Source organism: Paenibacillus sp. FSL P4-0176 (assembly GCF_037975265.1).
Taxonomy (GTDB): Bacteria; Bacillota; Bacilli; order Paenibacillales; family Paenibacillaceae; genus Paenibacillus; species Paenibacillus amylolyticus.
Genome location: NZ_CP150242.1, coordinates 6081904 through 6107063, shown reverse-complemented (window position 1 = coordinate 6107063; position 25160 = coordinate 6081904). Strand labels below are relative to the sequence as shown.

Here is a 25160-nt window from a genome sequence, read left to right as displayed (position 1 = left end):
TCATGCAGTATGCAGATTAACCAATAAAGGATGGTATGCTTAATGATCAGTACAAGCGGCATCACGCTCCGCTACGGAAAACGTGCACTTTTTGAAGATGTAAATATCAAATTCACGCCAGGGAACTGTTACGGCCTGATCGGCGCCAACGGAGCCGGCAAATCAACATTCTTGAAAATTTTGTCTGGTGAGATTGAAGCCAACTCGGGAGAGGTGCACATCACCCCGGGCGAACGTATGGCCGTTTTGAAGCAAAACCACTTTGAATATGATGAGTATCCGGTTCTCGAAACGGTAATTATGGGTCATAGTCGTCTGTATTCCATCATGAAAGAGAAGGATGCTTTGTATGCGAAGGCAGACTTCACAGAAGAAGACGGTTTGCGTGCAGGTGAGCTTGAAGGGGAATTCGCTGAGCAAAACGGCTGGGATGCTGAACCAGATGCAGCGGCGCTCCTGATCGGTCTTGGCATTGTTCGTGACATGCATGACAAAAAAATGATAGAGCTGAGCGGAAACGAAAAAGTCCGTGTATTGCTGGCACAAGCGTTGTTTGGCCGTCCAAACAACCTGTTGCTCGATGAGCCTACCAACCACTTGGATCTCGAATCCATTCAATGGCTGGAGAACTTCCTGATGGATTATGAAGGTACCGTTATTGTGGTATCCCATGACCGTCACTTCCTGAACAAGGTATGTACGCATATCGCAGATATTGACTTTGGTAAAATCCAGATGTACGTAGGTAACTATGACTTCTGGTATGAGTCCAGCCAATTGGCACTTGCTCTGCAGCGGGATGCCAACAAGAAAAAAGAAGAGAAGATTAAAGAGCTGCAAGCCTTTATTCAACGTTTCTCTGCGAACGCTTCGAAGTCCAAACAGGCGACTTCCCGGAAGAAAACACTCGACAAAATCACATTGGATGACCTTCGTCCATCCAACCGTAAATACCCGTTTATCAACTTCAAGCCTGAACGTGAAGCAGGTAAACAATTGCTGACGGTAGATCGTATTGACAAATCCATCGATGGTGTGAAAATGTTGAATGATGTGAGCTTTGTGGTGAACAAAGGTGACAAAATTGCATTTGTTGGCCCGAACGGAAATGCCAAATCACTGTTATTTGATATTCTCATGGGTGAAACCGAAGCAGATAGCGGCGAATATACTTGGGGTATAACGACGACTCAGGCTTATTTCCCGAAAGACAACTCTCAGTATTTTGACGGTGTAGACATGACTCTCGTGGATTGGCTCCGTCAGTATTCGAAAGATCAGGATGAAACGTATCTGCGTGGATTCTTGGGCCGTATGCTGTTCTCCGGTGAGGAGTCCCAGAAGAAGGCTAGCGTACTCTCCGGGGGGGAGAAGGTTCGTTGTATGCTGGCAAAAATGATGCAGACAGGTGCAAACGCACTGATTCTGGATGAGCCAACGAACCACTTGGATCTTGAATCCATCACAGCACTGAATAACGGTATGATTGACTTTGACGGCACAATGCTGTTTACATCCCATGACCATCAGTTCATCCAAACGATTGCTAACCGGATTATCGAAATTACGCCAACAGGCATCATCGATCGCCAAATGAGCTATGACGAATATCTGGAAAGTGATGAAATCAAAGAACTGCGCAATAAAATGTATCCGGTAGAAGCTTAAACTAAGCATCATCTGCGGCACATGATTATAGAAACACCAAAGAACCGCAAGCCTCTGTGAAGAGGGCTTGCGGTTCTTTTTGTAATTCAATGGGTTTCTCTGCGGCTTTAAAACCTAAGATCCACCAGTACGGCGACGTTGGTTGTTAGGCTTTTTGTTGTTTTGACTCTTCATCGCTTTAGGTCCGCCTTCAAAGTAGGCGCTGGATTGGTTACCAGAATTTGCTTGTTCTTTCTTTTGCGCCAGTTTTTGGCGTATAGCATCCTGCAAACTGACCTTTTTCGGTTCGTTATTTTCGCTCATCGTTATTTCCCTCCCGGTCTTACAGTGAGCCGTCCAGATTGGACGGGATGTACCTATTTTATACGTTTTATAAAAGCCCCACAAGGGCAACCTGATAAAATGCTCAAAACCTTTGGTTTTACCCAGGCCAACATTTTTTCTCAATAACTACAGCCCTGCCGTCTGGCAACTTTGTTTCGGCTTGCCTACAGCAATGCAACCTGGCAACACTGTTTCTGTAGACCCACACGCTCCGCATTTGGTAACATGGAAAAACCGTAATACGAAACGTTAAAGGGGTGTCGCCCGGTTTGAACGCTTATGAAGAAATTCGAAAAGGGGAGCGAGGGGCTTGGGTTAGTATCGTAGCCTATCTCGTCTTGTCCGCTTTTAAGCTGATCTGTGGATATTTATTTGCTTCCAGCGCCTTGCTGGCCGATGGTTTTAATAACCTTACAGATATTGTAGCATCCATTGCTGTATTGATTGGGCTTCGGATCTCCCAGAAACCACCTGATTCGGATCATGCCTATGGTCATTTTAGAGCGGAGACGGTTGCTGCTTTGGTAGCTTCATTTATTATGGCTATGGTTGGGCTGCAAGTATTGGTTGAAGCCGTTCGCTCCTGGTATGAAGGAGCCTTTGTTGCTCCAAACCTGTGGGCGGCAGCGGTGGCTGTAGTCTGTGCTGTGGTGATGTTAGGCGTGTACCGTTACAATCACCGTCTGGCAAAACAAATTAATAGTCAGGCTCTGATGGCTGCGGCGAAAGATAATCGTTCCGATGCCTGGGTCAGCATAGGCGCTGCAATTGGAATTATAGGTGCGCAGTTTGGACTTCCATGGCTGGATAAAGTAGCTGCCATTGCTGTAGGTCTGTTGATCTGCAAAACGGCTTGGGAGATTTTTCGGGATTCTACACATCGTCTTACCGACGGATTTGACCAGAAGGAACTGACGGATCTCAGATCCTCCGTAGCACGCGTTCCCGGTGTTGAGATGATCAAGGACGTGAAGGCACGTGTGCACGGCAGTCATGTACTTGTGGATGTAGTCATTGAAGTGGACGGAGGCCTAAGCTTGATTGAAGGCCATCAGATCTGTGACCGTGTTGAAGAGCGGTTGAAGCGATCGCATAACATCATGCATGTACATGTACATGTGGAACCAAAGACGGAAGAAGTCACAAGGAACCCTTGAACAGGGAGTGAACATCTTGGAAAATGAAAAGAGGACAGCCGCGATTGTGCGTGCTGTCCTCTTTACTTATCGTTAGAACGATTATACGATGTTATTGAATGGCAACGTGGATCCACGCTTTGCCTTTCCAAGTGTATACTTGTACCCACTCGCCGCCATCGAATCCATCAACCACTTCACCTGTTGTATCGATGACTTGGGAACCTAATGCACCGATTGGTTTACCGTTAGGTGCATCATAGAACCAAGTGCGCTCCAGAAGGTTCAGCAACATCGTTGGTGCCAGTACTTCATCACCTGGTTTTACGAGTGGCTCTTCAAACATTTTGTCATCTGTAGTCGTAGCTGGCGTTTCAGTTGTAGTTGAAGTACCTTCTGCACCTGTAGTGTCTACTGTTGTACCTGTTACAGTCTCAGCAGTACCTTCTACTGTTTCTACAGCAGGTTTGTTCACTTCAACAGCCGGAGTTGTTGTGGTCGATGGTGTTGTTGTAGCCTCAGTTCCTGTTTCCGGATTTACCGTTCCAGTAACCGCTTCCTCCGCACCCGCAGCGGCAGCCATCGAACCCATCAACGTTAAAGCAGCGGCAAAACTTACGATTTTTTTCATTTTGTTTTTCCTCCTCGGTAGGTATGTAAAATGTTGTCCTGATTACAAGTAACCAAGCAAGCACCCTTATGAATCACAAATTATAACAATATTTTCTTGCATTCTCCAGTGTCAACTGGCTCATATGTGGGTATATAGCAAGCCTGTAAATATCATACTTCAGTGGGATAAAACCGGGTTGGCTATCTCAAAAAGGTCCTGTTTTTTTTGGGATTCATACGAGAGCGGATTGGAATAAAGCAGAAGGGAGTGCAATACATAATATAGAAAAGTTGACCTATGCCTGAACGCACAAAAGCCAATCGGCTTGGGAGCACGATCGGCTTTTGTATGTAATCGTTTAGTAAACACTCAGTCATATCAGAGCCTGAGGTTATCGCATTCGGCTACGTCCCGTAATCAGGGAGATTACGAACAGTACAACAAAGATGAAGAAGAGTACTTTCGCGATTGAAGCAGCTGCTTCAACAATACCGAAGAATCCAAAAATACCTGCTACCAGTGCAATAATTAGAAATAATACAGACCATTTCAACATAAGTATTCATCCTTTCGTATAATTGATTGTGGAGTGAGTTGTGTTCACCTCACCGCCTTGTGTAGTCTAACTTTAACCGAGTGCTAACCGCTTGAAACATTGGTTTTTTTTCCAAGCGAAGGCATATATGAAGGGATATATAATATTGTTTCGTCCGGGAAATCGCCGGGTAACTATAGCAATAACAAACTGATGCACATATGGAAAGAGAGGTTCTTCTATGATCTATCAAATTAGCGTGGCCCTGATTGCAGTGGCATTTGCAGTACTGGTATTCTTTTTAATTCGTACCTTGAAATCCGCTCAGGGTTCTTTGGACAATGTCTCACAGACATTGCAGGAGGTACAGAAAACCATTGACGAACTTAGTTATGAAGTGAAGCAGACGGTAAGACATGCCAATGATATTACGGTGGATGTACAACACAAAATGAAAAAAATTGATCCTGTTATGGAATCTGTTGAGAATCTGGGAGAAGTGTTGAATGAAGTGACGGCAGCAGCCAAACAAGTCTCCACAACGCTGATGGCGAAATTTCAGACCAAACGTAACAACGCTGAACAGACCAAGCATGCTGAAGCGGTTCATGTAACTGCACCGCCTGCTACATCAACGGATCGTACCCTGCAATCCTATGAAGCTACATATAATGGTGAAGCTAAGGGCGGGAAAAACTGGATGAAGTATATTGATGTTGCAGCGAATGTATGGCAACGGATGCGCAAGTAACATGACCGCTTTGTAACCCATGAAGAAGCCTTCAGAGCGGTGATGAACCTGATGAAAGGGTGAGAATCATGATGAAACTACTGCTTGTGATGTTTAGCGTAATTTCTCCCTTTTCCGTTCAACCGGCAGCGGTACCCGCTGCTCACGATATGCAATGGACGGCAATGGAAGAGAAGGCGTCAGAGGTAACTCTGGCTGTTGATCGATCCGAGACTTTCCAGCATTTTCGGACTCTGAATGGCATTTCTCTGGATGACACCATGGATGATTTGTTGGCCAAGAAGGGCCAGCCGGGGTATAAGCAGGAAGATCCTTATCTGGGGTGTCCTGAATATCACTTTCATGATGTGAAGGTTGGCTTGTGTGAAGATACGGATGTCATTCAATATGTGCATATCGATGCATCTGAGAATCACATCATGTTAAACGGAAAGAGAATTGAGATGAATATTGAAGCGATCCATCATGCTCTAGGGAAACCTTATTATGTGGCAGAGGACGGAGAAGTGTTTCTCCGTGGAGACCAGGCTCTGAAGGTATATATGAAGTCAGGCTCTCATCAGATTGAAGGCATTGATCTTTTTGATGACACAGTTTCCTAGGATTGGTTATTACCAAATCGTTTCAAACCCATATAGTATGGTTATATACTAAGTAGCTCGATACAGAAGATTAAATCAGAGGAGAGTGGAAACGATGAATTCAACCAATGAGCAAGCTTATGCAAAAGTGGTAGAAAACGGAGTCCAGGCGGTAGAAGCGGTGAAAGAATTGCAGATTACCGGATACCTTGCTGATCAAATCTTTGTTCTCGCCCATGAGAAGGATCGTACAGATCGAATTGCCGATACAGCAGATGCCAAAGAAATTGGCATAAAGGAAGAGGGCGTATTTGATTCCTTGGCGAATCTGTTCCGCTCACGTGGTGATGAACTCCGGGCCAAAATTGTTTCGATGGGCTTTACCGAAGCCGAAGCGGATTTCTACGAGAGTGAACTCGACAAAGGTAAAGTACTCGTTATTGCTAAAAAGAAAGATTAACTCGATAAGTTGAAGTTTGCTGAACATGGACAAGCTTCTGAATCATTTATGTAAAATGCTTAATCAAAAACATAGATAAGGAATGGGGAAAACCCCATTCCTTATCTATGTTTTTGCAAGTTTGGAAGCGGGATCAGGACGCTGCAAAAACAGGGTGAGTCGCGGGGATATTCCCCTACGATGGTGCCATTTACTGATAGAAGTTTTTTGTTTTTACGATTATAGTTATACTAGGAATTATTATGTCTACTGCCGTTTTGTATGCAAAATTTGTATAATCAACGTTTGTTTTAACCTAATAAGAATCGACAAACCCGGACGCCACAGATAAGGAGATATCAATGAGAATACTTATTGTTGACGACAATCCGACGAATGTCATTATCATTCGAGAAATTCTGAAAAAAGAAAACTATCGTGACATTGTAACGGCGAGTTCCGCCATGGAAATGTTTGAAGTGTTAGGAATTGGGGAGGAAAGCAACGAACTTCGTCCAAGACCGTCGGATATTGACCTGATTTTGCTAGATATGATGATGCCTGAGATGGACGGTATCGAAGCCTGCAGTATTGTGCAGAAATTTGAGAATCTGAAGGATATACCGATTATTATGGTGACTGCCATCGGAGACTCCAAGAAACTTGCCGAAGCATTGGATGCTGGTGCATCTGATTATGTGACCAAGCCGATTAATAAAGTCGAACTGATGGCCAGAATTCGACTCGCACTTCGTTTGAAACAGGAGAAGGATTGGCATAAAGAGCGTGATCAACGTATTCAGGATGAGCTCAAGTTGGCAGCGATGGTCCAAAATGCTGTATTAAGTCCGGCAATTAGGGACCCGTTGTTCCAAGTGCATGCCATCTATAAACCATCCTTTGAGCTTGCGGGTGATCTGTATTCTTGGTACCCCCTTGGGGAAGGCCGTTACGGAGTACTGCTGCTCGACATGATGGGACACGGGATATCTTCATCCCTGTTTACCATGTTTATCGCTTCTGTGTTAAAAGATACGGTTACCACTTATGTGGATCCAGAGAAGGTCATTCAGGAGTTGAACCGTCGTTTTAACCAGCTCCATCTGGAAAAACAATTGGTGCAGTATTATTTCACGGCAATTTATTTGGTCGTTGATACACGGATGAAACGTATTGATTATGTTAATGCGGGGCATCCACCTGCTTTATTTTTCCGAAACGACGGCAGTGTCACCACATTTGACAGCGTCTGCTGTCCTGTTGGTTTATTTGACAAGATGGATATTGAACCACAAACGATCCATTATGAGGGTGACGGGCATATTGCACTCTATACGGATGGATTATTGGAAGCTGTTCAGGGCGGGCAGGAAGAACAACATGAATTCCTGATCGAAAAACTGACTGGCTCACATCAGTGGAATGAAGCTGCTATGCAGGCCATGTTTTTTGACGACGAAATTCCCCAAGAGCGGGATGATGATAAATGTCTGGTCTGGATTACTTTGAATAAAGGGGCGGGGGATGAATGAAGATCAGGAATAAACTGCTGATTGGTTTTACCGCTCTGATGGCCATTTTGATCGTGCTCACGTTTGTGAGTTATGAACGGTTAAACAGCAGTAATCAACAGATTGATCAGATGTATCAGGAACGTTATCTCAAAGTAAGGTTCACTTCTGCTGCACGTGGAGAGGTCAATGATATTGCCAAAGTGCTGGCTAACTTGTTATTGAATCCGAACAATTCGATTAATGCTGCTGAGGGTGACCTGAAGGAGATGAAGGATCGGGGGGATGGTTACCTCGCAGAAGTGAGAAACCGGGCAGACAGTGCACCTGAACATCAACTGGTGGATCGTGTGAATACGGCGTGGACCGCTTATACATCTTATGCAACGAGACAGATCAACCTGATGTCCCAAAACCGGGTAGAAGATGCGAATAACTACCGCAATTCAACAGGACTCGCGGTGCAAAAAGAAACTGTGGATAGTTTGAATGCTCTTTCACGTTATCAGGACCAAGAGATTGATGCTGAGATCAAGAACGCTAACGAAGCGTATACGAGAGCAGTACAGATCACGATAAGTATCATGATTGCCGGGTTGTTGCTTGCATTGGGTGTCATTCTGTGGGTGCTGCCGAGTATTACACGGGGTCTGAACACTGTATCTATGATGATTACCAGCTTTGGTAAAGGGCGTTACCGAACCATTCGGCGCATACAGGTCAAATCAACCGATGAGATTGGTCAGATTGCCAGTGTGTTCAAAGATGTATCCAGTGATCTGGAAGAAAAACTGGAGATCGAGAGGGCTTATGTGCAGGCTCAGCAGGATCAAAACTGGATGAGTTCGAACATCGCAAGAGTCCCGGAGCTGCTTCGGGGGATTGGCTCCATTCGCCAAATTTCACAGATGTTTATCAGTGAGTTCACACCTGTGCTTGGTGCTCAGTTGGGTGTCGTCTATCTGATCGATGAGGAGAAACATCCCGACGAACTGAGACGTTACGGTGCATACGCATTTGAAGAGAACGAAGATGTTGGTAAGGAAATGTATCGCATCGGGGAAGGCCTGATTGGTCAAGCCGCGCTGGATATGACACCGATTATTCTGGAAAATACGCCCGAAGATTACGTGCATATTGGTTCAGCTTCAGGCTCAACACGTGCTGCGGGTATCATGATCTATCCTGTCGTGTTTGAAGATGAACTGATTGGTGTAGTTGAAGTGGCTTCCTTTGAAGGTTTCAATGAACTGCACAAGCAGTTATTCACACAACTGATTATGAACCTGGGCGTAATTTTGAACAACGTTCGACGTCGTTTGCGTGTGGAGGAGCTGCTACGTGAATCCCAGGCACTGACTGAGGAACTGCAGGTTCAATCGGAAGAATTGCAGACACAGCAAGAAGAACTTCGTCGTTCCAATGAGAATCTGGAGGAGCAGACAGAGGCGCTTAAACGATCTGAGGAGTTGCTACAGCGTCAGCAGGAAGAACTGGAACATTTTAATACGGAACTCATTGCCAAGACGCGGGCGCTTGAAGAGCAGGTGCGTGAAGTTGAAGAGAAAAATGACGAAATTGAGAAAACGAAGACACAGTTGGAACAGCAAGCTACACAGCTGTCGATGACAAGCAAGTACAAGTCCGAATTTTTAGCGAATATGTCACATGAACTCCGTACACCATTGAACAGTCTGCTCATATTGTCCCAGTTATTGTCGGAGAACAAAGGTGGAAATCTGACTGACAAACAGCAGGAATATGCGCAAACCATCTACATGTCGGGCGCGGATCTGCTGAAGATGATTGATGAGATTCTGGATCTGTCCAAGGTGGACGCAGGTAAGATGGATATCAATTATGAGACCGTACGAATGGAAGAGCTGACCAGCTTTGTTCAGCAGAACTTTGGACCGATGGCGAACAAAAAGGAACTGAACTTGAATATTGATTTCGACAGCGATCTACCGGAATGGGTGTACACCGACAGCCATCGCGTCAAACAGATTTTACGGAATTTGTTGTCGAACGCATTTAAGTTCACCAATCGAGGTTCGGTTAGTCTAATTGGACGACGGATGAAACCGGAAGAACTGCCGGGTTATATGAACACCAATCAGGAATATCTCGGATTCAGTGTAAAAGACACCGGCATTGGTATTCCATCGGACAAGACGGATCTGATCTTTGAAGCGTTCCAGCAAGTAGACGGGACCACAAGTCGGAAATACGGTGGAACTGGTCTGGGATTGTCCATTAGCAGGGAACTGGCACGTTTGCTTGGTGGTGCAATACAGGTGGAATCATCCGAGGGAGAAGGTAGCTGCTTTACCTTATACCTGCCGGATAATCATGAAGAGGAAGCCTTGGCGGAGGAAGGTGCTTCAAGAGAAGCGGCTGTTTCCTCAGAGGATCTTTATGAAAAGTCCATCGAAGCACGGACCATGCTTTCAAGTCATCAGTCCATTCTCTCTCCTGATCCGGAGCGTAGCGTGGGTACAGATCTTTCTCCTTCCCATACTCCAGATGTCACGCAGATCGAAGATGATCGGGAGAATCTGATGGAAGGTGACAAAATCCTGCTCATCATTGAGGATGACGTGAACTTTGCACATATTTTGACGGATATGGCGAGAGGAAGAGGCTTCAAAGCACTTGTTGCCCTTCAAGGGGATAAAGGACTTGAAATGGCACGTCAATATTTGCCGGATGCCATTATCCTGGATATTCAATTGCCGGTGATGGATGGTTGGACCATTCTGGGCGAGCTGAAGAGCAGTTCGGCAACACGCCACATTCCGGTTCATGTGATTTCAGTCATTGATGATATGAAGCAAGGTCTGATGATGGGCGCCATTGCGTATCTGAAAAAACCTTCGAGCAAGGATTCACTGGATAAAGCATTCTCACATATCAAATCATATACTGAGAATCAATTGAAACGATTGTTGATCGTCGAAGATGATGAAATTCAGCGTAAAGCCATTATTGAATTGATTGGTCATGATGATGTTGCAATCACTGCTGTGTCGACAGGTAGTGAGGCGTTAAATGAATTACACAGCCAGCGTTATGACTGTATGGTACTGGATCTGATGTTAACGGATATGACCGGGTTTGAGTTGCTCGACCAGATTCGCGATGATGAATATCTGAACGATCTGCCGATTATAATTTATACAGGCAAAGAACTGGATTCCAAGGAAGAAATGAAGCTGCGCAAATATGCGGAATCCATCATTATCAAAGATGTGAAGTCACCGGAACGTCTGCTGGATGAGACCACTTTGTTCCTGCATCGGGTAGAAGCCAATTTGCCGGAAGACAAGCGTCGAATCTTACAGAAACTACACAACAAAGAAACGTTGTTTGAAGGCAAGAAAATATTGCTTGTAGATGACGATATTCGTAACGTATTTGCCCTTTCGAGTGTTCTTGAAGGCTATCGGATGGATGTGACGTTTGCTGAGAACGGCCGAGAGGCTTTGGAGATTTTAGACAAAAATCCGGAATTTGATCTGGTACTGATGGATATGATGATGCCAGAGATGGACGGTTATGAAGCGATGACACGAATCAGACAGATCCCGCAGTTTGAAAAGTTGCCGATTATTGCGCTTACGGCCAAAGCCATGAAAGAGGATCGCGGCAAATGTATTGAGGCCGGAGCATCTGATTATGTGAAAAAACCGATCCAGACAGATCAATTGTTATCCTTAATGCGCGTATGGCTGTATTCGTAAGTTCATTATTCGTATGCTCATTGTTTGGGTAATGAAAGACAATACGACGAATACGCAAGTAACAAATGAAGAAGTGGAGAGAACTTATGACACCGTGGGAACCTACCGAGACGGGGGCAGATTTGGTCCGTATGCCGCAAGATGAAGAACGCGAGCTGATCGAGATTGAGTTGCTGTTGGAAGGCATGCACCGTTTATATGGATATGATTTTAGAAACTATGCACTGCCATCCCTGAAACGAAGAATCTGGCATCATGCACATGCTGAAGGTGTTAAGAGCATATCCGGCTTGCAGGAGCGTGTTCTTCATGACCGTTCCGCGTTTGAACGTTTTGTACAGAACTTATCCATCCCTGTAACGGAAATGTTTCGAGATCCTTCGCTTTTCCGAATGTTTCGGGAACAGATTATTCCTATCCTGAGAACCTACCCGTATATCCGAATATGGCATGCGGGATGTTCTACAGGAGAGGAAGTTTATTCCATGGCCATCATGTTGCATGAGGAAGGACTGTATGACAAGGCAAGAATCTACGCAACGGATATGAATGATCGCTCTTTGCAACAGGCCAAAGAAGGCGTATATGGTATTGAGAAAATGAAACTATTTACTACAAATTATTTGGAGGCAGGGGGTACCAGAGCCTTCTCCGAGTACTATACAGCGAAATACAATTCGGTGATATTTCATCCTTTTCTAAGGAAGAACATCATTTTCGCCGAGCACAACCTGGCAACAGACCGGTCATTTAACGAGTTTAATGTTATCTTTTGCCGTAATGTCATGATTTATTTTAATGATGAACTGCGGAACCATGTGCATGGGCTGTTTCATGAGAGCTTGAGCCACTTTGGTATTCTGGTTCTGGGGTCGAAAGAATCGATACATTTTACAGAGTTCAGTGATACCTATGAGCCGTTAGACCGGACCGAAAAAATATACCGGAAGATCAAATAGGGGGTTAGGGTTAGCCATGGGGCTCAATGAACCAATCCACATATTATTGGTAGATGACCGCCCTGAGAACTTGCTTGCTCTTGAAGCAGTTCTGGAATCGGAACAATATAAACTCGTTAAGGCAACTTCCGGAGAAGAGGCACTCCGCTGTCTGCTAAAAGACGAATTTGCGGTTATCGTTCTCGATGTGCAGATGCCTGGAATGGACGGAATTGAGACAGCAAAGTTAATTAAGGCACGGGACAAGTCCAAGGATGTGCCGATTATATTCATCTCTGCCAATAGCAGAGAAGCGGAGCACTTGTTTGCCGGATATTCAGCCGGGGCCATTGATTACATGGTTAAGCCATTTATTCCTCAGATTTTGAAATCCAAAATCGAGGGCTTTGTGGAGATGTTTATCACCAATAAACGTTTGAAGACACAGACCATGCTTCTTCACCAGAAGACACAGGAACTGGAGAAGATGAACCAACAACTCATTCAGGCCAAGGAAGAAGCAGAAATTGCAGCCAATGCAAAGACAGAGTTCCTGGCAATGATGAGTCATGAGATTCGTACACCGATGAACGGAGTTATCGGTATGGTTGATCTGCTGATGGAGACGGAACTGAGGGAAGATCAGAAGGAATATGCAGACATCGTTCGTCGCAGTGCAGATGCACTCGTCACGGTTATCAATGACATTCTTGATTTTACCAAGATGGAATCCGGCAAAATGGAACTGGAAGAGCATCCTTTTGAGATTGTCTCCTGTATTCGGGAAGTGTTGGGATTGTTTGCTGCAGAAGCAGGCAAAAAGAATCTGGAACTGGATTATTTCCTGGAAGATTCTGTGCCTGAATTAATCTATGGAGATATGGCAAGGCTCCGTCAGGTTCTCTTGAATCTTATTGCCAATGCGATCAAATTTACCGATCAGGGTGGAGTTTATCTGATCGTGTCAGTTAAGGAAGAAGAGGATGGAGAAATGGCATTGGAGTTTGCCGTTAAAGACACCGGGATAGGTATCGCTTCAGACAAAGTTGATCGCCTGTTCCAGCCGTTTTCCCAGCTGGATACATCCATGACACGTAAATACGGTGGAACTGGCTTAGGACTGGCAATATGCAAGACTCTGGTTGAAATGATGGGTGGACAGATCTATCTGGATACAACAGAGCAACGGGGAGCAACGTTTGTATTTACAATTCAGGCGAAACGTTATGTAGAAACTGAACTGGTCCAGGGGAACGGGGAAGAGAAACCAACGGATGTGAAAAATGAGAATAAATATCCTACGGTATTAATTGTGGATGATCATCCGATCAACCAGAAGTTGATGGCGATTATGCTTGGTAAGCTGGGGTTGCTCTCAGACATTGCTGAAGATGGACAGAGCGCACTCGATATGGTAAACGGCAGCCGTTATCCCTATGACTATGTGTTTATGGATCTGCAGATGCCTGTGATGGACGGTTTGGAATGTACACGGCGGATTCGAGAGAGTCTGTCCCAGTCTAATCAGCCAATCATTATAGCCATGACTGCTAACGTGATGGAAGGTATTCAGCAACGCTGTATTGCTGCCGGCATGGATGATTATATTAGTAAACCGGTGAAAATGGGCAATGTAAAACAGAAAATAGCCCAGTTTCAGAAACAACGACAAATGTTAGACCCAGGCCCTTCAGCCATGAATCAGGCCAATTGAAACATTTTCCAAACTTCTTTCTGATTCACTCGTGCTGAAGTTGGGTTATTAGGTAAGGAAACCATTGATCAGGAGAGAGATGTCTAATGAATACAAATAAAAATGAAAAATTCAATGCAAGAACTGAAACTCAGGACGGCGTGTGTACGGTGTATCTGACTGGCGAACTGGATTTGTCGGTTGCTCCTGACTTCCGCTTGGTGATGGAGCCGCTCGTGGATAACAAGGAACAGGATCTTGTGATTAACATGAAAGAATTGAAGTATATCGATAGTACAGGGATTGGTATCCTGTTATCTGTTCTGAAGGCCAGACATGGAATGGAAGCTCGCTTTGAAGTACAGGAAGTTCCTGCGCAGATTCAGAAACTTTTTGACATGACGGGCATCGCCAAATTCTTTGTCACACAGAAGAATTCCCAATAGGAAAGGATCGAAAAAGGAATGAATGCAGAAGTTCAAAGAGTCACCCTTAATTTACCTGCGACAGCTGATTACGTTGATATTGTAAGACTCAATCTCTATGGAGTAGCATCCAAAATGGGATTTTCCTACGAAGACATTGAGGATATGAAAGTTGCTGTATCCGAGGCCTGTAACAACTCTGTATTGTATGCCTACTCACACGAAGGCGGCATGGTTGAAGTTGTATTCGAAGTGGATGGCGAAACATTGTCCATTATTGTCAAGGACGAAGGTGCCAGCTTCGAGAACATGAACCCTGCTGTGTCACGTGCCGGTCTACACGACAAAGAACTGACGGAAGCACAGATTGGCGGACTTGGGTTCTACCTGATGCAAGCCTTGATGGACGATGTCAGTGTGGAAAGTGAGACGGGCAAAGGTACGAAAGTAGTACTCGTAAAACGTCTTGCAAGAAGTGAGGAGAAAGTATGAATGAAAAAGTGACTCCCCCAGAGTCCATGTCTGAAGCTATAGGTTTGATCTGGGAATACCAGCAGACCCTAGATAATGAAATTGCAACAGTTCTCATCCGTAAATATGAACCAATGGTCAAGATGGCAGCAGGTAAAATCGCTCGGAATCGCCCCGATCTATACGAAGACTTGTATCAGACCGGGCAGATGGCTTTGATTCGTTTGCTTAAGCAATACGATATCAACCTAGGTATTCCGTTTGAACCTTATGCCATGAAGAGCATGATCGGTCATATGAAGAACTACTTGCGTGATAAATCCTGGTATATTCAGGTGCCCCGGAGGATTAAGGAAAAGGGAGCCCTTGTGCAACATGCCATCGATGAGTTAACCGTTAAGCTGGAGCGCTCACCCGGTGTGAACGAAATTGCTGAATACCTTGATCTGACTGCAGAAGAGACAATTGAAGTTCTGGCTGGTCGGGAATGTTACCACTATGTATCACTGGATTCTCCTTTATCTCAGGATGACAGTGCAGCAACATTGGGAGAACTGATCAGTGCAGATGTGAATGACTATGATTCGGTCGAAAAACGGATGGACTTGCAACAGGCATTGGGACAATTGAAGGAACAAGAACAGCAGGTACTTATTCTAGCATTCCAGGATGGCCAATCTCAGCGGGCAATTGCCCAGAAGCTTGGTGTTTCACAGATGAGTGTATCTCGGATTCAGAAGCGAGCTACAGAGAAACTGAAACAGATCATGTCTAATGCTTCAATGTTATGAAAAATGGAACCCTAATGTTGTTGAGTACGGCATAAAGAAGGACACGTCAATGCGCTGAAATGCATACGTGTCCTTTTTGGGATCAAAAAGATGGGTATGCAATGAAGAACATGAGTGCAGGAGTGGATATTGTGATTGTGAACCAAATCAAGTTGGAAGCTCGCCGCGACAAGTTATCTTGCTCGGGCCATTGGCAATGGTGGGATTGGGTTGCGCCTGACACCGATAGCATGAACGATGCGTTGGGGGAGCTGACAGAGGCGTTTCCGGATATGCGGTATTGGCTTCATAAGATTCCGGAAGTGGAATCGAATTATTTGTCCGTCCGTTTCGTGAATGGTACAGAACCAGTCATATTTGGTTCATTGTTGTATGCAGTCAAGAATGAGAGAGATGACAAACGTCAAGATAATCAGATGTTTTTCTATGTCGATCGCAATAACCTGGTTACCTTGAATATGGATGACAATACACGAGGCATTATGAAGACGGATGAACGTGCCCATATGTTACAGCAATGTAGTGAAGCCAGGGACGGGATGTTTGTACTTTTTCGAGCTATACTGCATTACTACCATGTGGGGATGGATCATTTTGAGATGAACCTGCGTGATCTGGAACGGAAGATGGAATCCCGCAATGCCCGAACTTTAATGGACCAGATTTTGGCCGCCCGATTTGAACTGTTATACTGGAGCAATCTGTTTATCCCCTATTCGGAACTGATGGCTGCTGCCCATGAGGCTTATCTCAGTGAAATCAACGAAAATCGATATTTCCAGCAGCTCCAACATCGAGTAGAGCGAATGGAACGTTTGTTTAGTCACTACGAGAAAGAGATCGATACGTTAATCTCCATTGATAATGCGATCTCCGGTGTACGTGGCAATGAGATCATGAAGACGCTGACCATTGTTACTGCTGTGTTCATACCTGCCACGGCAGCTGGCGCGATATGGGGGATGAACTTTGAGAACCTGCCCTTTATCGACAAATCATGGGGAGTTGTACTGGTCCTTGTTGTCATTATCTTAAGCATGATCAGCATGTATGTATGGCTGATGATGAAAGGCTGGACAGGAGATCTGCTCAAAGTGAAATCCTCACAGCCTTCAGCTGAAGAGACAGAGAAAAAAGGAGCAACGGAAAAACGTAAGGGATAGCCTACTGTTGGTTAGTCCTCTTAGTTTTTGTAATCTTCAATATAACCAAGCAAGTCAGCGATATATTGGCCCACAATTGGCATATTCACGAATTGGCTGAGAATGAATGCCAGCAAACCGAGAACAACAAAGGTACCCACAGTCAGACCGAGACCTCGTGCCATGCCCGCTGTAAAATTGGTAATAATCCGCTTTTTGGGACTGCTGTAATTCTCAATAATATCCTTGATCTGTGCTCTCTCCAGACTGTCCGCAATCTGGTCCAGACGGGTGTTCAATCGCTTTACCTCATGACGCAATTCAAAAGGGTGCTCGCTTGTATCATACTGCTGTGCCGGTGTTCCTCCCGTAATTGGAGTATTACCGTTGATTGTAACTTTACTCATATTATTTGTCCTCCTCAACTCTCATTGGATAAAAAATAGCCAGCTGGAGTGCAGCTGGCTATTAGTCACTCGATCTGTATCGCCTTACAGGCTAGTCGAGTTAAGTTCTTTACGTGCATCTTCCTTCGCTTCAACGGAAGCGGCAGCCACTTCATCAGATGCACGGGATGCTTCGTTAGCCACATCAGCGGACGCTTTTCTCACAGAGTCCATTACATCATTGCGGCCTTGATTTACCGTTTTTGCAATGTCGGAAGTTTTGGAAGAGACCGTTTTAGCCAGTTCAGAGGCTTTGTCACCTACAACAGTTGCCACTTCTTTGGTGCGGTCAGTAACGATGCCCACTTTCTCGGAAAGGTCACCACGCAATTCACGTCCCGGTTTAGGCGCAAAGAGTAGTGCTGCTGCAGCTCCCAGCAAACCCCCGATGAAAATACCTTTTGCGAAAGTCGAACCCGTCTGTACAGGATATTGCTCTTCTGCTTTATTCATGTCTAATCACTCCTTCTTCAAATTAAGAAACAAATACGAAACAACGAACACCTTGTTGCCCGAATCAGGCAGCCTGTCTTAGCAGTCTGGACACAAGCCCCAGCAAGAAAACAAAGAGCGCTGTACCAATGATGGCAGGGATAATGGCAAAGTTACCGATAACTGGTCCCCAGTTACCAAGCAAGAGTGCTCCCAGCCAGGCTCCGGCAAATCCGGCAATCATTGCACCGATTATGCCTCCAGGCATGTTGTGACCGGCAAGTGCATCTCCGATCAAACCGATGATGACAGCCATCACAATGCTGATAATGATGCCCCACATAACAACCGCCTCCTTTAAACTTGATGTAGGATGTTGTCTGTTCGCGTTTGCTTACTTCGTATATAAACCCCGTGCAACCCTGTGAAACAATAAAGATGAGGATGAATGAACTGGAAATCAGAGGAATTGATTCTTTAGTGGCTTTGTTTAATGCCTTTAACCATGCAGAAGATCCATGCCAATCCAGCAGTAAATCCAGTAAATACATCTGTAGGATAATGAACGCCCAACATGATCCGGCTGAGGCCAATCAAGAAAATAAAACTAATACCACATAGAACAGGAAGCCACACACCGGAAGAGTTATGTCGCTGTCGTTCAATGGCCCAGATTACAAAGAGCATGCCGTAAAAGCCCATGGAGATCATGGCATGTCCGCTTGGAAAGCTGTACCCGTGAACGACCAGCAGATGATCCAGTTCAGGTCTGCTTCGTCTGAAAAATTCCTTCAATAAGGTGTTCAGAATCCACATCATGGCAAAACTTCCCGTGAGCGCATATCCATATACAACAAACCTTGGACTGCGTTGAATGAAGAAAAGAAGAGCAAAACCTCCTGCAGCCACAGCAGAGATTTTGAATGAGCCCAGTGCGGTTATGAATGCAGTGTAAGGGAATAGATGAAGACGTGAATCTGAATTCAGATAAAATAATTGCTGAATTTGATCATCCAGACGAATAATAACATCAGCACCCAACCAGGCACCCAGACCTGCCAGGATAAATACGACCGATGCGCTGAGGGCCAGACCAGCCAACCCCCAGTTGAAGAGTGGACGTAATAACGTACCGGAATTTGAACTGAATGAGGCTGGTGAATACGTTTTGCGCGGCATAATGAGTTTCTCCTTCAGTTATTGTAGTAGATGAACATAGATGATAAAGCTATACCCGAAACGCCTGTCGAAAAAACTGTAAAAACGTCGATTTTGTACTATACTATTTAAGATATCCCATGCGGCGTCGTGACGCAAAGCAGAGATGAAATCGGGAGCACAAAGGAGAGAACTCGCATGGAGAGTGCCTTGTTAATTAAAGAATACCGTGCAGGCGTTATGGAATGCGCCCATTACGGACACATAAGTATTACGGATGAGTATGGCCGAATCGTATACTCGGCTGGTGACCCTCATTTTAGAGCGTTCACTCGCTCATCTGCCAAACCTTTTCAAGCCATTCCAGGTATTCGGGCAGGAATTGCCAGTCACTATGGCCTATCAGCACAGGAGATTGCCATCATGTCCTCTTCGCATCGTTCGGAACCGGAACACATTCGGGTGCTGGAGCAGTTATCCGGTAAAATTGGATTGGGAGAAGAATGCCTGATCTGTGCACCAAGCTATCCGCTTAATGAAGAAAGCCGTAATCAATGGTTACGTGCACAAGGAGAGAAACGACGCATCTTGCACAACTGCTCCGGAAAACATCTGGGAATTCTGGGGTACAGTCAGATGAAGCAGGTTGATCTGGGCAGTTACGCTGAACCGGAACATCCGGTACAACGAGAAATTCTTGAAACCTTTGCCGACCTGGCAGGTATTGAGGAAAAAGAGATTAAGCTTGGGACGGATGGCTGCGGCTTTCCGGTATTTTCTTTGCCGTTGTCGGCATTGTCGAACGCTTATCTGAAGCTCGCTTGTCCGGATCTTATCGCTGATCCTTCCACAAGAACAGCTGTAGAGACCATAACATCAGCTATGAATGAACATCCGTTGATGGTAGGTGGCACGGAGCGTGTAGATTCAGTGCTGCTGGAAGACAATAACATTGTAGCGAAGGGTGGATTCAAGGGGGTATTCGGTTTTGGCCTGAAAAAAGAAAGACTGGGAATCACCTTCAAGGTGCTTGATGGTTCCGAGGAAGAGTGGGCTTTCATCACTCAATCCATCCTAAGACAGATTGGTTATTCCAATGAGAGAACCATTGCACGATTGGCTGAAGTGTTCCCTTCGGACATCCGAAATGATGCGGGTACCCTTGTAGGTCATGCAGATAGTGAGTTCATTCTTCACTCACTTGAAGATAGCGTATAACCTTAAGAAGGGGCGTGATTAGAGTTGCCGGACCCCGGGTAAAGATGACATACCAACTGGTATTCATCTATACAATTCATATACACGCATGGACTGCCGCGGTAATGTGGCAGCTCTAAACCCTTGGAGGTGGATGAACATGATTAAAGTGGTGACATCGGAAGAAAGGCACACGTCGGATCGAGGTTGGATACACAGTGAATTCAGCTTTTCCTTTGCGGATTATGATGATCCAAGCAATGCCCATTTTGGCTGTCTGTTGGCTCATAATGAAAACACGCTGATGCCGCAAGAAGGCTTTAAGAAACATCCACATCATGATCTTGAACTCGTCAGTTATGTCATATCAGGTACACTCAAACATACGGATAGTATGGGAACAGAACAATTGCTTGAACCGGGAACGGTCCAGGTGATGAGTGCGGGTACGGGAGTGGAACACTCCGAGACCAATCCGTCAGCGGATGAACCGGTACGTTTCCTCCAGATGTGGTTTTTGCCATCGGAGCGTATGCTGAAACCTTCCTATACGAATCGGAGAATAGAGCCGCAGGAGCATTTGAATCGTCTATGTCCGATTGTATCCGGGCAAGGGGGCGAGGGAAGCGAAGGCGCATTGCCTATTTCCCAGGATGTAACCTGTTATCTGTCCCATTTGGAGTCCGGGAAAAAGTTGATGTACCCGCAACACGAAGATCGACGGACACATCTTTTCCTGATCAGTGGACATGTGGAGATTCATTGTTCGGATGGTAACTTCAACCTCAAGCCGGGGGATGCCGCACGAATTCGCAAAAGCTGTGATCTGCAAATCACGAGTACAGACAGTGAACCTGCCGAATTTGTTTTGGTTGACCTGCCTTAAGGATAAACATGCGAAAAAGGACCTGTTCCCACGGTGATGTGGAAAACAGGTCCTTTTTTGGCTTAAGATTTACGAAGATTACCCAGTTCCGAAGCGACAGCTTCCACTTCAGAGATACTGAGATGTTCCTTGCTCAAAATCATTTCATACAGGTCAAACAGATCTTCATATTTCTCAAGTGGGAATGAAGAAGCTTGCATGGCGGCACCGCTTGCCATACGAAGTTTGGTTTTGATCGCTTCAATCATATATTCCATATTGGCTGCTGTTGCTTGTGTTAAATCCATCGTTAAGTTCATCCCTTCCGTATCGGAAACTCTTGTTATTGTATCATGATTGGAAGCGCTCAGGCTAATGCTTTTGCGAGGAAACCAAGCATCGGTTACAATGATGGATACAACAACAGGATTTAACGGAAACCTGAGTGCACTGGAGGGAATACAGCTTGGCAGCGTATAAGCGAGAAATGGTTCGCCATCAAGGAAGGGAAGTCCGCAAAGGCGTGCCTGCAGAGAATCTGGTCTTATTTTTCAAAAACATCGTTCAACTTCATTCTCCAGCTGAAATCACGTTTGTCTGCATCGGTACTGATCGTTCCACCGGGGATGCTCTGGGTCCACTGACAGGAAGTTTACTGCAAGAGAGCGGAATGGAGAACGTGATTGGCACGCTGTCTTCCCCTTGTGATGCAGATACGCTGGAAAAGAAATTGGCACTTATTCCTGCACACCATGCCATCATAGCGATTGATGCATGTCTGGGTCCAAAGCAGGCGGTAGGTACATACTATCTCTCGAATAACCCACTCATTCCGGCCCAATCGGTCGGAGGCAAGCTACCCCCTGTTGGACAATACAGTGTAGCAGCTGTGGTTAATGCGAATGGACCAAGGCCCTATTCCATTTTGCAGATGACCTCGCTTCACTTGGTCATGGGGATGTCCCGAACGATTGCAGACGCCGCAATTGAAGCATGGAAATGTAGACAAACGTTTCATTCATGATATGTAGGCTTAATAATATACAACCTGAATTATTTAATTCGCGCAGAGAGAGGGATTCATATGGAAAAAGTGATGTGTGATGGAACGACGATTTGTTATGCCGAACAAGGTAAGGGAGAAGCACTCATTTTGCTCCACGGATACTGTGGCAGTTCATCGTATTGGGATGAGGTCGTACCTGAACTGGCACGCAGTTATCGCTGTATCGTACCTGATCTGCGTGGACACGGAAAAACAGATGCACCTGTAGGAAGTTATACCATCGAACAGATGGGCAACGATGTATTACAGTTGATGGATGAGTTGAATGTGGAAAAAGCGGTCCTTCTGGGACACTCGATGGGGGGATACATTGCGCTCTCGATTGCACAACGTCACCCGGAGCGTTTGAATGCATTTGGTCTGATTCATTCGACAGCCTATCCGGACAGTGAAGAAGCCAAGGAAAAACGCCTGCGCGCTGTATCCACCATTCAGACCGAAGGTATCGTGAATTTTGTAGATGGACTGGTTCCCGGACTGTTTGCACCGGAACATGTGGAATCGCTATCTAAGCATGTAACACGTGTGAAGGAAATTGGATACCAGACTGCTCCTCAAGGTGCTGTTGGTGCTGCACTTGCTATGCGAGAACGCCCGGATCGCCGCGATGTGTTATCGGCTACACCTTTACCTGTATTGCTGGTTGCGGGAGAGAAGGATGCTGTTATCCCGCCAGAACGCACATTTACAAGTGACAAGCCACATATCGTGCAAGCCGTGATTGCGGGTGCAGGTCATATGAGCATGTATGAAGCTCCTGAAGAATTAATTCAGGTCATTAAACAATTTATGGCTGGATTATCGAAGTAATTGATGAAGTGATTTATGTTGATATAATTAGAATATAGTTTGGTTCCTGGATGATTCAACCTCTTGTGGAGGAGGAGTACCCAGTTCCATTTCAACCGAGCCCCTGCCACGTCCCTTTGGGATAGGCAGGGGTTTAGTGTGTTCATGGCCAGAGCAAAGACACGTGTGTCTTGTTTTTGGCTTTTTGTCATGGCATGAATTAAAATAAATATAAAGGAACGATATGAGAACGATTGAATGTATAGGGTCGAATGATGAGGGGGCATACAGCATGTTCAGAAAAGATTATCTGCTCCGTATGATGGAGGAAATGACTGAAGCAATAGGCAAAGTGTTCACGCTCAAACAGCAGCGTAAGCACACCGAGGCATTGTCTGAACTGGATGAGCTGATGCGCAGGCAGTTTGGGTTGAACTTATCTCTACTGAACTCATTGCCAGCAGAGGATGTTATTGAAATGTTCCGTTTTCGCGGAATGATTGAGGTAGATAATCTGCAGCAAGCCGCGAGGCTGATTGAAGAAGAGGCTTACATCTATCAAGAGAAGGCCAAAGTGGAAGGTATCGATGATCAGGAGAGAATGGACGCAGAGGATGAGGCTGTCATTCGATTGATGAGATCACTTCATTTCTACCTGTATGCATTGAATCATGGCGCTAATCCCAAGTTGTTGGACGCACCGGAACGGGTGGAGGGTGTGTTGGGGCTTACGAAAGAATATGAACTTCCTGCTCGAACTGAAAGACAGCTTGCCCTGTATCGTGAACAACAAGGACATTACGACCAGGCAGAGAACAGTTGGTACAGGCTGTTACAGCTTGGTGCTGAATTCCCGGTGAGCTACCGAGATGATGTACAGGCATTCTATGAAAGGTTGAGCCCACTCACGGATGAACAACTGGAGCAGGGCGGTCTGCCACGGAACGAAGTTGAAGAGGGACTAGCTGAACTAAGTCGTAAAGAGATGAACTCATAAAATATGGATTGGATCAAGGCCTGTTACATGCCTTTACTTGGAGAGGGAACGGAATTGTGGTATGGTAACGGTTGACCAAACCAAATCGAAAGTGAGATGTACCCCGTGGATTCATTGCGAAAGCTTATACAAGACATCTTTGAACAGAATTCGCTGATTACAGCGACCTGGAGCCAGCTGCGCAGACGGGACAATGTCTCGTATACCAAAGTGCAAGTCAAGCCGGTGACACTGAAGAATCAGCTGCATTATCAATTTGCATTTCATTATAACAACAAAGTGCTGCACGAGAATTTGACTCCGGCTGAAGCGGCTGAGCGCATGACTTTGTTATGCGAAGAGACGTTTCGTCAAGGGCTGCTCTGTACGACCGAGGCAGACTATCAAATTTTGATCAGCAAAAAATATAAAGTATCCATTCTGACCAAATCTGCTTCCAAAACTGCGGTGGATCTGTCGCATAATCGCAAGAAGCAATATGTATTAGAAGAAGGCGTACCCGTATCGTTCCTCGTTGAACTTGGTATTATGAACGAAGAAGGTCGTGTGCTGGCCCGCAAGTATGACAAGTTCAGACAGATCAACCGTTTCCTCGAAATGGTGCAGGATGTCATACCACATCTGCCGGAAGGACGTCCACTGACCATCGTTGACTTTGGTTGTGGCAAGTCTTATCTGACATTTGCGTTATATCATTATCTGTCTGTACAACAACGGCGTTCACTCAAGATTATTGGGTTGGACTTGAAGGCAGATGTAATTGAACACTGTAATGATCTGGCTAATCGATTGCATTATGGCGATCTGAAGTTTCTGGTTGGAGACATCGCGGACTACGATGAATTGAATGAAGTGGATATGGTTGTCACGCTGCATGCCTGTGATACAGCTACCGATGCTGCTTTGGAGAAGGCAGTTCGTTGGGGGGCTTCTGTTATTCTGTCTGTTCCTTGCTGTCAGCATGAACTGTTTGACCAAGTAGAGGCTTCCGTGATGAATCCGTTGTTGTCCCATGGCATCCTCAAGGAACGTTTTTCCGCACTGGCTACGGATGGGATTCGTGCCAAGTTGCTTGATCTGATGGGATACAAGACACAATTGCTTGAATTCATCGATATGGAGAATACGCCTAAAAACATATTGATTCGTGCTGTTCGCGGTCAGGCTGGCGAAGTGACGGAGATGTGGAATGAATACACAGCTTTCCGTGATTTCATTCATGCTGATCCATATTTGGAGCGGGCTTGTGCCGATTTGCTTCCTGGCGATGGCAAGCAGGCCAACGGGAAATCAAAATCGAGCAAAGAAACCGTTCAAGATTCCGCAAATTGCGACCTTTGCTGAGTGTGCCAACGCCAATCCAGGGACATACTGCAATTAGGGTCCCTGAATGTAAAATGATATTCTATGCACATACTTCGTAGCAATCAACATTATAACTTTCAGATG

General features: G+C 45.4%; 27 protein-coding genes. 19 read left to right on the top strand and 8 right to left on the bottom strand.

Annotated features, from left to right (window positions below):
• The first annotated feature begins 42 nt into the window (after positions 1 to 42).
• Entirely contained in the window at positions 43 to 1668 is a 1626-nt protein-coding gene (locus tag MKY95_RS28315) for an ATP-binding cassette domain-containing protein (protein ID WP_036606972.1), read from the top strand.
• 114 nt (positions 1669 to 1782) lie between these two features.
• Here MKY95_RS28315 and MKY95_RS28310 read toward each other — a convergent pair whose 3' ends face one another.
• Complete coding sequence (locus tag MKY95_RS28310; protein WP_017692261.1) at positions 1783 to 1971, bottom strand: hypothetical protein; 189 nt, start codon at positions 1969 to 1971, stop codon at positions 1783 to 1785.
• Between the two features lie 290 nt (positions 1972 to 2261).
• Between MKY95_RS28310 and MKY95_RS28305 the strand changes: the two genes are divergently transcribed.
• On the top strand, positions 2262 to 3149 hold the full coding sequence (locus tag MKY95_RS28305; protein WP_036606974.1) for a cation diffusion facilitator family transporter: 888 nt from the start codon (positions 2262 to 2264) through the stop codon (positions 3147 to 3149).
• A gap of 91 nt (positions 3150 to 3240) precedes the next feature.
• Here MKY95_RS28305 and MKY95_RS28300 read toward each other — a convergent pair whose 3' ends face one another.
• Positions 3241 to 3759, bottom strand: a complete 519-nt coding sequence (locus MKY95_RS28300) for a hypothetical protein (protein WP_051447019.1) — start codon at positions 3757 to 3759, stop codon at positions 3241 to 3243.
• 373 nt (positions 3760 to 4132) lie between these two features.
• The gene (locus MKY95_RS28295) at positions 4133 to 4297 is read right to left on the bottom strand and encodes a DUF1328 domain-containing protein (RefSeq protein ID WP_017692264.1); all 165 of its coding nucleotides are present in this window, start codon (positions 4295 to 4297) and stop codon (positions 4133 to 4135) included.
• Between the two features lie 220 nt (positions 4298 to 4517).
• On the opposite strand from MKY95_RS28295, the gene MKY95_RS28290 reads away from it, so the two are divergent.
• From MKY95_RS28290 to MKY95_RS28240, 11 genes are all read left to right on the top strand, one after another.
• Entirely contained in the window at positions 4518 to 5027 is a 510-nt protein-coding gene (locus tag MKY95_RS28290; RefSeq protein ID WP_036668007.1) for a DUF948 domain-containing protein, read from the top strand.
• Between the two features lie 68 nt (positions 5028 to 5095).
• Positions 5096 to 5629, top strand: a complete 534-nt coding sequence (locus MKY95_RS28285; RefSeq protein WP_036668006.1) for a hypothetical protein — start codon at positions 5096 to 5098, stop codon at positions 5627 to 5629.
• 94 nt (positions 5630 to 5723) lie between these two features.
• Positions 5724 to 6068, top strand: coding sequence for a general stress protein (locus MKY95_RS28280; RefSeq protein WP_017692267.1), 345 nt, complete (start codon positions 5724 to 5726; stop codon positions 6066 to 6068).
• Between the two features lie 341 nt (positions 6069 to 6409).
• Positions 6410 to 7579 (top strand): fused response regulator/phosphatase, encoded by a 1170-nt coding sequence (locus MKY95_RS28275; protein WP_036606980.1) that lies wholly within the window; start codon positions 6410 to 6412, stop codon positions 7577 to 7579.
• On the top strand, positions 7576 to 11301 hold the full coding sequence (locus tag MKY95_RS28270) for a response regulator (protein WP_036606982.1): 3726 nt from the start codon (positions 7576 to 7578) through the stop codon (positions 11299 to 11301). The genes MKY95_RS28275 and MKY95_RS28270 overlap by 4 nt, the downstream gene beginning before the upstream one ends.
• Before the next feature lie 86 nt (positions 11302 to 11387).
• Positions 11388 to 12260 (top strand): protein-glutamate O-methyltransferase CheR, encoded by an 873-nt coding sequence (locus MKY95_RS28265; protein ID WP_036606984.1) that lies wholly within the window; start codon positions 11388 to 11390, stop codon positions 12258 to 12260.
• A gap of 16 nt (positions 12261 to 12276) precedes the next feature.
• The gene (locus MKY95_RS28260) at positions 12277 to 13953 is read left to right on the top strand and encodes a response regulator (protein WP_036668004.1); all 1677 of its coding nucleotides are present in this window, start codon (positions 12277 to 12279) and stop codon (positions 13951 to 13953) included.
• Positions 13954 to 14039: 86 nt separating this feature from the next.
• Positions 14040 to 14378, top strand: a complete 339-nt coding sequence (locus MKY95_RS28255; RefSeq protein ID WP_036606989.1) for an STAS domain-containing protein — start codon at positions 14040 to 14042, stop codon at positions 14376 to 14378.
• 18 nt (positions 14379 to 14396) lie between these two features.
• Positions 14397 to 14849 (top strand): anti-sigma B factor RsbW, encoded by a 453-nt coding sequence (rsbW, locus tag MKY95_RS28250; protein ID WP_036606993.1) that lies wholly within the window; start codon positions 14397 to 14399, stop codon positions 14847 to 14849.
• Positions 14846 to 15619, top strand: a complete 774-nt coding sequence (locus MKY95_RS28245) for a sigma-70 family RNA polymerase sigma factor (protein ID WP_036606995.1) — start codon at positions 14846 to 14848, stop codon at positions 15617 to 15619. The genes rsbW and MKY95_RS28245 overlap by 4 nt, the downstream gene beginning before the upstream one ends.
• Positions 15620 to 15729: 110 nt before the next feature.
• Positions 15730 to 16782, top strand: coding sequence for a magnesium transporter CorA family protein (locus tag MKY95_RS28240; RefSeq protein ID WP_081745867.1), 1053 nt, complete (start codon positions 15730 to 15732; stop codon positions 16780 to 16782).
• Between the two features lie 20 nt (positions 16783 to 16802).
• Here the strand turns inward: MKY95_RS28240 and MKY95_RS28235 are convergent, their stop codons facing one another.
• The 4 genes from MKY95_RS28235 to MKY95_RS28220 all read right to left on the bottom strand — a co-directional run bounded on the left by MKY95_RS28235 (position 16803) and on the right by MKY95_RS28220 (position 18818).
• Positions 16803 to 17168, bottom strand: a complete 366-nt coding sequence (locus MKY95_RS28235; protein ID WP_017692276.1) for a DUF5665 domain-containing protein — start codon at positions 17166 to 17168, stop codon at positions 16803 to 16805.
• Positions 17169 to 17252: 84 nt separating this feature from the next.
• A complete protein-coding gene (locus MKY95_RS28230) occupies positions 17253 to 17660 on the bottom strand; it encodes a YtxH domain-containing protein (RefSeq protein WP_036606997.1) in 408 nt (135 codons plus the stop codon).
• A gap of 64 nt (positions 17661 to 17724) precedes the next feature.
• The gene (locus tag MKY95_RS28225) at positions 17725 to 17982 is read right to left on the bottom strand and encodes a GlsB/YeaQ/YmgE family stress response membrane protein (RefSeq protein WP_017692278.1); all 258 of its coding nucleotides are present in this window, start codon (positions 17980 to 17982) and stop codon (positions 17725 to 17727) included.
• A gap of 134 nt (positions 17983 to 18116) precedes the next feature.
• Positions 18117 to 18818 carry a phosphatase PAP2 family protein gene (locus tag MKY95_RS28220; protein ID WP_051449537.1) on the bottom strand — a complete coding sequence of 234 codons (702 nt, stop codon included), beginning with the start codon at positions 18816 to 18818 and terminating at the stop codon, positions 18117 to 18119.
• A 177-nt stretch (positions 18819 to 18995) separates the two neighbouring features.
• On the opposite strand from MKY95_RS28220, the gene MKY95_RS28215 reads away from it, so the two are divergent.
• Both MKY95_RS28215 and MKY95_RS28210 read left to right on the top strand, forming a co-directional pair.
• The gene (locus tag MKY95_RS28215) at positions 18996 to 20015 is read left to right on the top strand and encodes an asparaginase (RefSeq protein WP_036668003.1); all 1020 of its coding nucleotides are present in this window, start codon (positions 18996 to 18998) and stop codon (positions 20013 to 20015) included.
• 139 nt (positions 20016 to 20154) lie between these two features.
• On the top strand, positions 20155 to 20880 hold the full coding sequence (locus MKY95_RS28210; protein WP_036607001.1) for a pirin family protein: 726 nt from the start codon (positions 20155 to 20157) through the stop codon (positions 20878 to 20880).
• A 62-nt stretch (positions 20881 to 20942) separates the two neighbouring features.
• Here the strand turns inward: MKY95_RS28210 and MKY95_RS28205 are convergent, their stop codons facing one another.
• Positions 20943 to 21167: a DUF1128 domain-containing protein gene (locus MKY95_RS28205; RefSeq protein WP_017692283.1), complete on the bottom strand. Its 225-nt coding sequence runs from the start codon at positions 21165 to 21167 to the stop codon at positions 20943 to 20945.
• Between the two features lie 158 nt (positions 21168 to 21325).
• On the opposite strand from MKY95_RS28205, the gene yyaC reads away from it, so the two are divergent.
• The 4 genes from yyaC (at position 21326) to MKY95_RS28185 (ending at position 25055) form a co-directional block, all read left to right on the top strand.
• Complete coding sequence (gene yyaC, locus MKY95_RS28200; protein ID WP_081745863.1) at positions 21326 to 21883, top strand: spore protease YyaC; 558 nt, start codon at positions 21326 to 21328, stop codon at positions 21881 to 21883.
• 60 nt (positions 21884 to 21943) lie between these two features.
• Positions 21944 to 22735 (top strand): alpha/beta hydrolase, encoded by a 792-nt coding sequence (locus MKY95_RS28195; RefSeq protein ID WP_036607004.1) that lies wholly within the window; start codon positions 21944 to 21946, stop codon positions 22733 to 22735.
• Between the two features lie 271 nt (positions 22736 to 23006).
• A complete protein-coding gene (locus MKY95_RS28190) occupies positions 23007 to 23711 on the top strand; it encodes a DUF6483 family protein (protein ID WP_036607006.1) in 705 nt (234 codons plus the stop codon).
• 96 nt (positions 23712 to 23807) lie between these two features.
• Positions 23808 to 25055: an SAM-dependent methyltransferase gene (locus MKY95_RS28185; protein ID WP_051447021.1), complete on the top strand. Its 1248-nt coding sequence runs from the start codon at positions 23808 to 23810 to the stop codon at positions 25053 to 25055.
• Positions 25056 to 25160: the final 105 nt, after the last annotated feature.

Bases quoted from the DNA above. Each gene is read 5' to 3' on its own strand.
- MKY95_RS28315 (WP_036606972.1), top strand. From the start codon at position 43: ATGATCAGTACAAGCGGCATCACGCTCCGCTACGGAAAACGTGCACTT.
- MKY95_RS28310 (WP_017692261.1), bottom strand. From the start codon at position 1,971: ATGAGCGAAAATAACGAACCGAAAAAGGTCAGTTTGCAGGATGCTATA.
- MKY95_RS28300 (WP_051447019.1), bottom strand. From the start codon at position 3,759: ATGAAAAAAATCGTAAGTTTTGCCGCTGCTTTAACGTTGATGGGTTCG.
- MKY95_RS28295 (WP_017692264.1), bottom strand. From the start codon at position 4,297: ATGTTGAAATGGTCTGTATTATTTCTAATTATTGCACTGGTAGCAGGT.
- MKY95_RS28290 (WP_036668007.1), top strand. From the start codon at position 4,518: ATGATCTATCAAATTAGCGTGGCCCTGATTGCAGTGGCATTTGCAGTA.
- MKY95_RS28285 (WP_036668006.1), top strand. From the start codon at position 5,096: ATGATGAAACTACTGCTTGTGATGTTTAGCGTAATTTCTCCCTTTTCC.
- MKY95_RS28280 (WP_017692267.1), top strand. From the start codon at position 5,724: ATGAATTCAACCAATGAGCAAGCTTATGCAAAAGTGGTAGAAAACGGA.
- MKY95_RS28275 (WP_036606980.1), top strand. From the start codon at position 6,410: ATGAGAATACTTATTGTTGACGACAATCCGACGAATGTCATTATCATT.
- MKY95_RS28270 (WP_036606982.1), top strand. From the start codon at position 7,576: ATGAAGATCAGGAATAAACTGCTGATTGGTTTTACCGCTCTGATGGCC.
- MKY95_RS28265 (WP_036606984.1), top strand. From the start codon at position 11,388: ATGACACCGTGGGAACCTACCGAGACGGGGGCAGATTTGGTCCGTATG.
- MKY95_RS28260 (WP_036668004.1), top strand. From the start codon at position 12,277: ATGGGGCTCAATGAACCAATCCACATATTATTGGTAGATGACCGCCCT.
- MKY95_RS28255 (WP_036606989.1), top strand. From the start codon at position 14,040: ATGAATACAAATAAAAATGAAAAATTCAATGCAAGAACTGAAACTCAG.
- rsbW (WP_036606993.1), top strand. From the start codon at position 14,397: ATGAATGCAGAAGTTCAAAGAGTCACCCTTAATTTACCTGCGACAGCT.
- MKY95_RS28245 (WP_036606995.1), top strand. From the start codon at position 14,846: ATGAATGAAAAAGTGACTCCCCCAGAGTCCATGTCTGAAGCTATAGGT.
- MKY95_RS28240 (WP_081745867.1), top strand. From the start codon at position 15,730: ATGAGTGCAGGAGTGGATATTGTGATTGTGAACCAAATCAAGTTGGAA.
- MKY95_RS28235 (WP_017692276.1), bottom strand. From the start codon at position 17,168: ATGAGTAAAGTTACAATCAACGGTAATACTCCAATTACGGGAGGAACA.
- MKY95_RS28230 (WP_036606997.1), bottom strand. From the start codon at position 17,660: ATGAATAAAGCAGAAGAGCAATATCCTGTACAGACGGGTTCGACTTTC.
- MKY95_RS28225 (WP_017692278.1), bottom strand. From the start codon at position 17,982: ATGTGGGGCATCATTATCAGCATTGTGATGGCTGTCATCATCGGTTTG.
- MKY95_RS28220 (WP_051449537.1), bottom strand. From the start codon at position 18,818: ATGCCGCGCAAAACGTATTCACCAGCCTCATTCAGTTCAAATTCCGGT.
- MKY95_RS28215 (WP_036668003.1), top strand. From the start codon at position 18,996: ATGGAGAGTGCCTTGTTAATTAAAGAATACCGTGCAGGCGTTATGGAA.
- MKY95_RS28210 (WP_036607001.1), top strand. From the start codon at position 20,155: ATGATTAAAGTGGTGACATCGGAAGAAAGGCACACGTCGGATCGAGGT.
- MKY95_RS28205 (WP_017692283.1), bottom strand. From the start codon at position 21,167: ATGGATTTAACACAAGCAACAGCAGCCAATATGGAATATATGATTGAA.
- MKY95_RS28195 (WP_036607004.1), top strand. From the start codon at position 21,944: ATGGAAAAAGTGATGTGTGATGGAACGACGATTTGTTATGCCGAACAA.
- MKY95_RS28190 (WP_036607006.1), top strand. From the start codon at position 23,007: ATGTTCAGAAAAGATTATCTGCTCCGTATGATGGAGGAAATGACTGAA.
- MKY95_RS28185 (WP_051447021.1), top strand. From the start codon at position 23,808: ATGTACCCCGTGGATTCATTGCGAAAGCTTATACAAGACATCTTTGAA.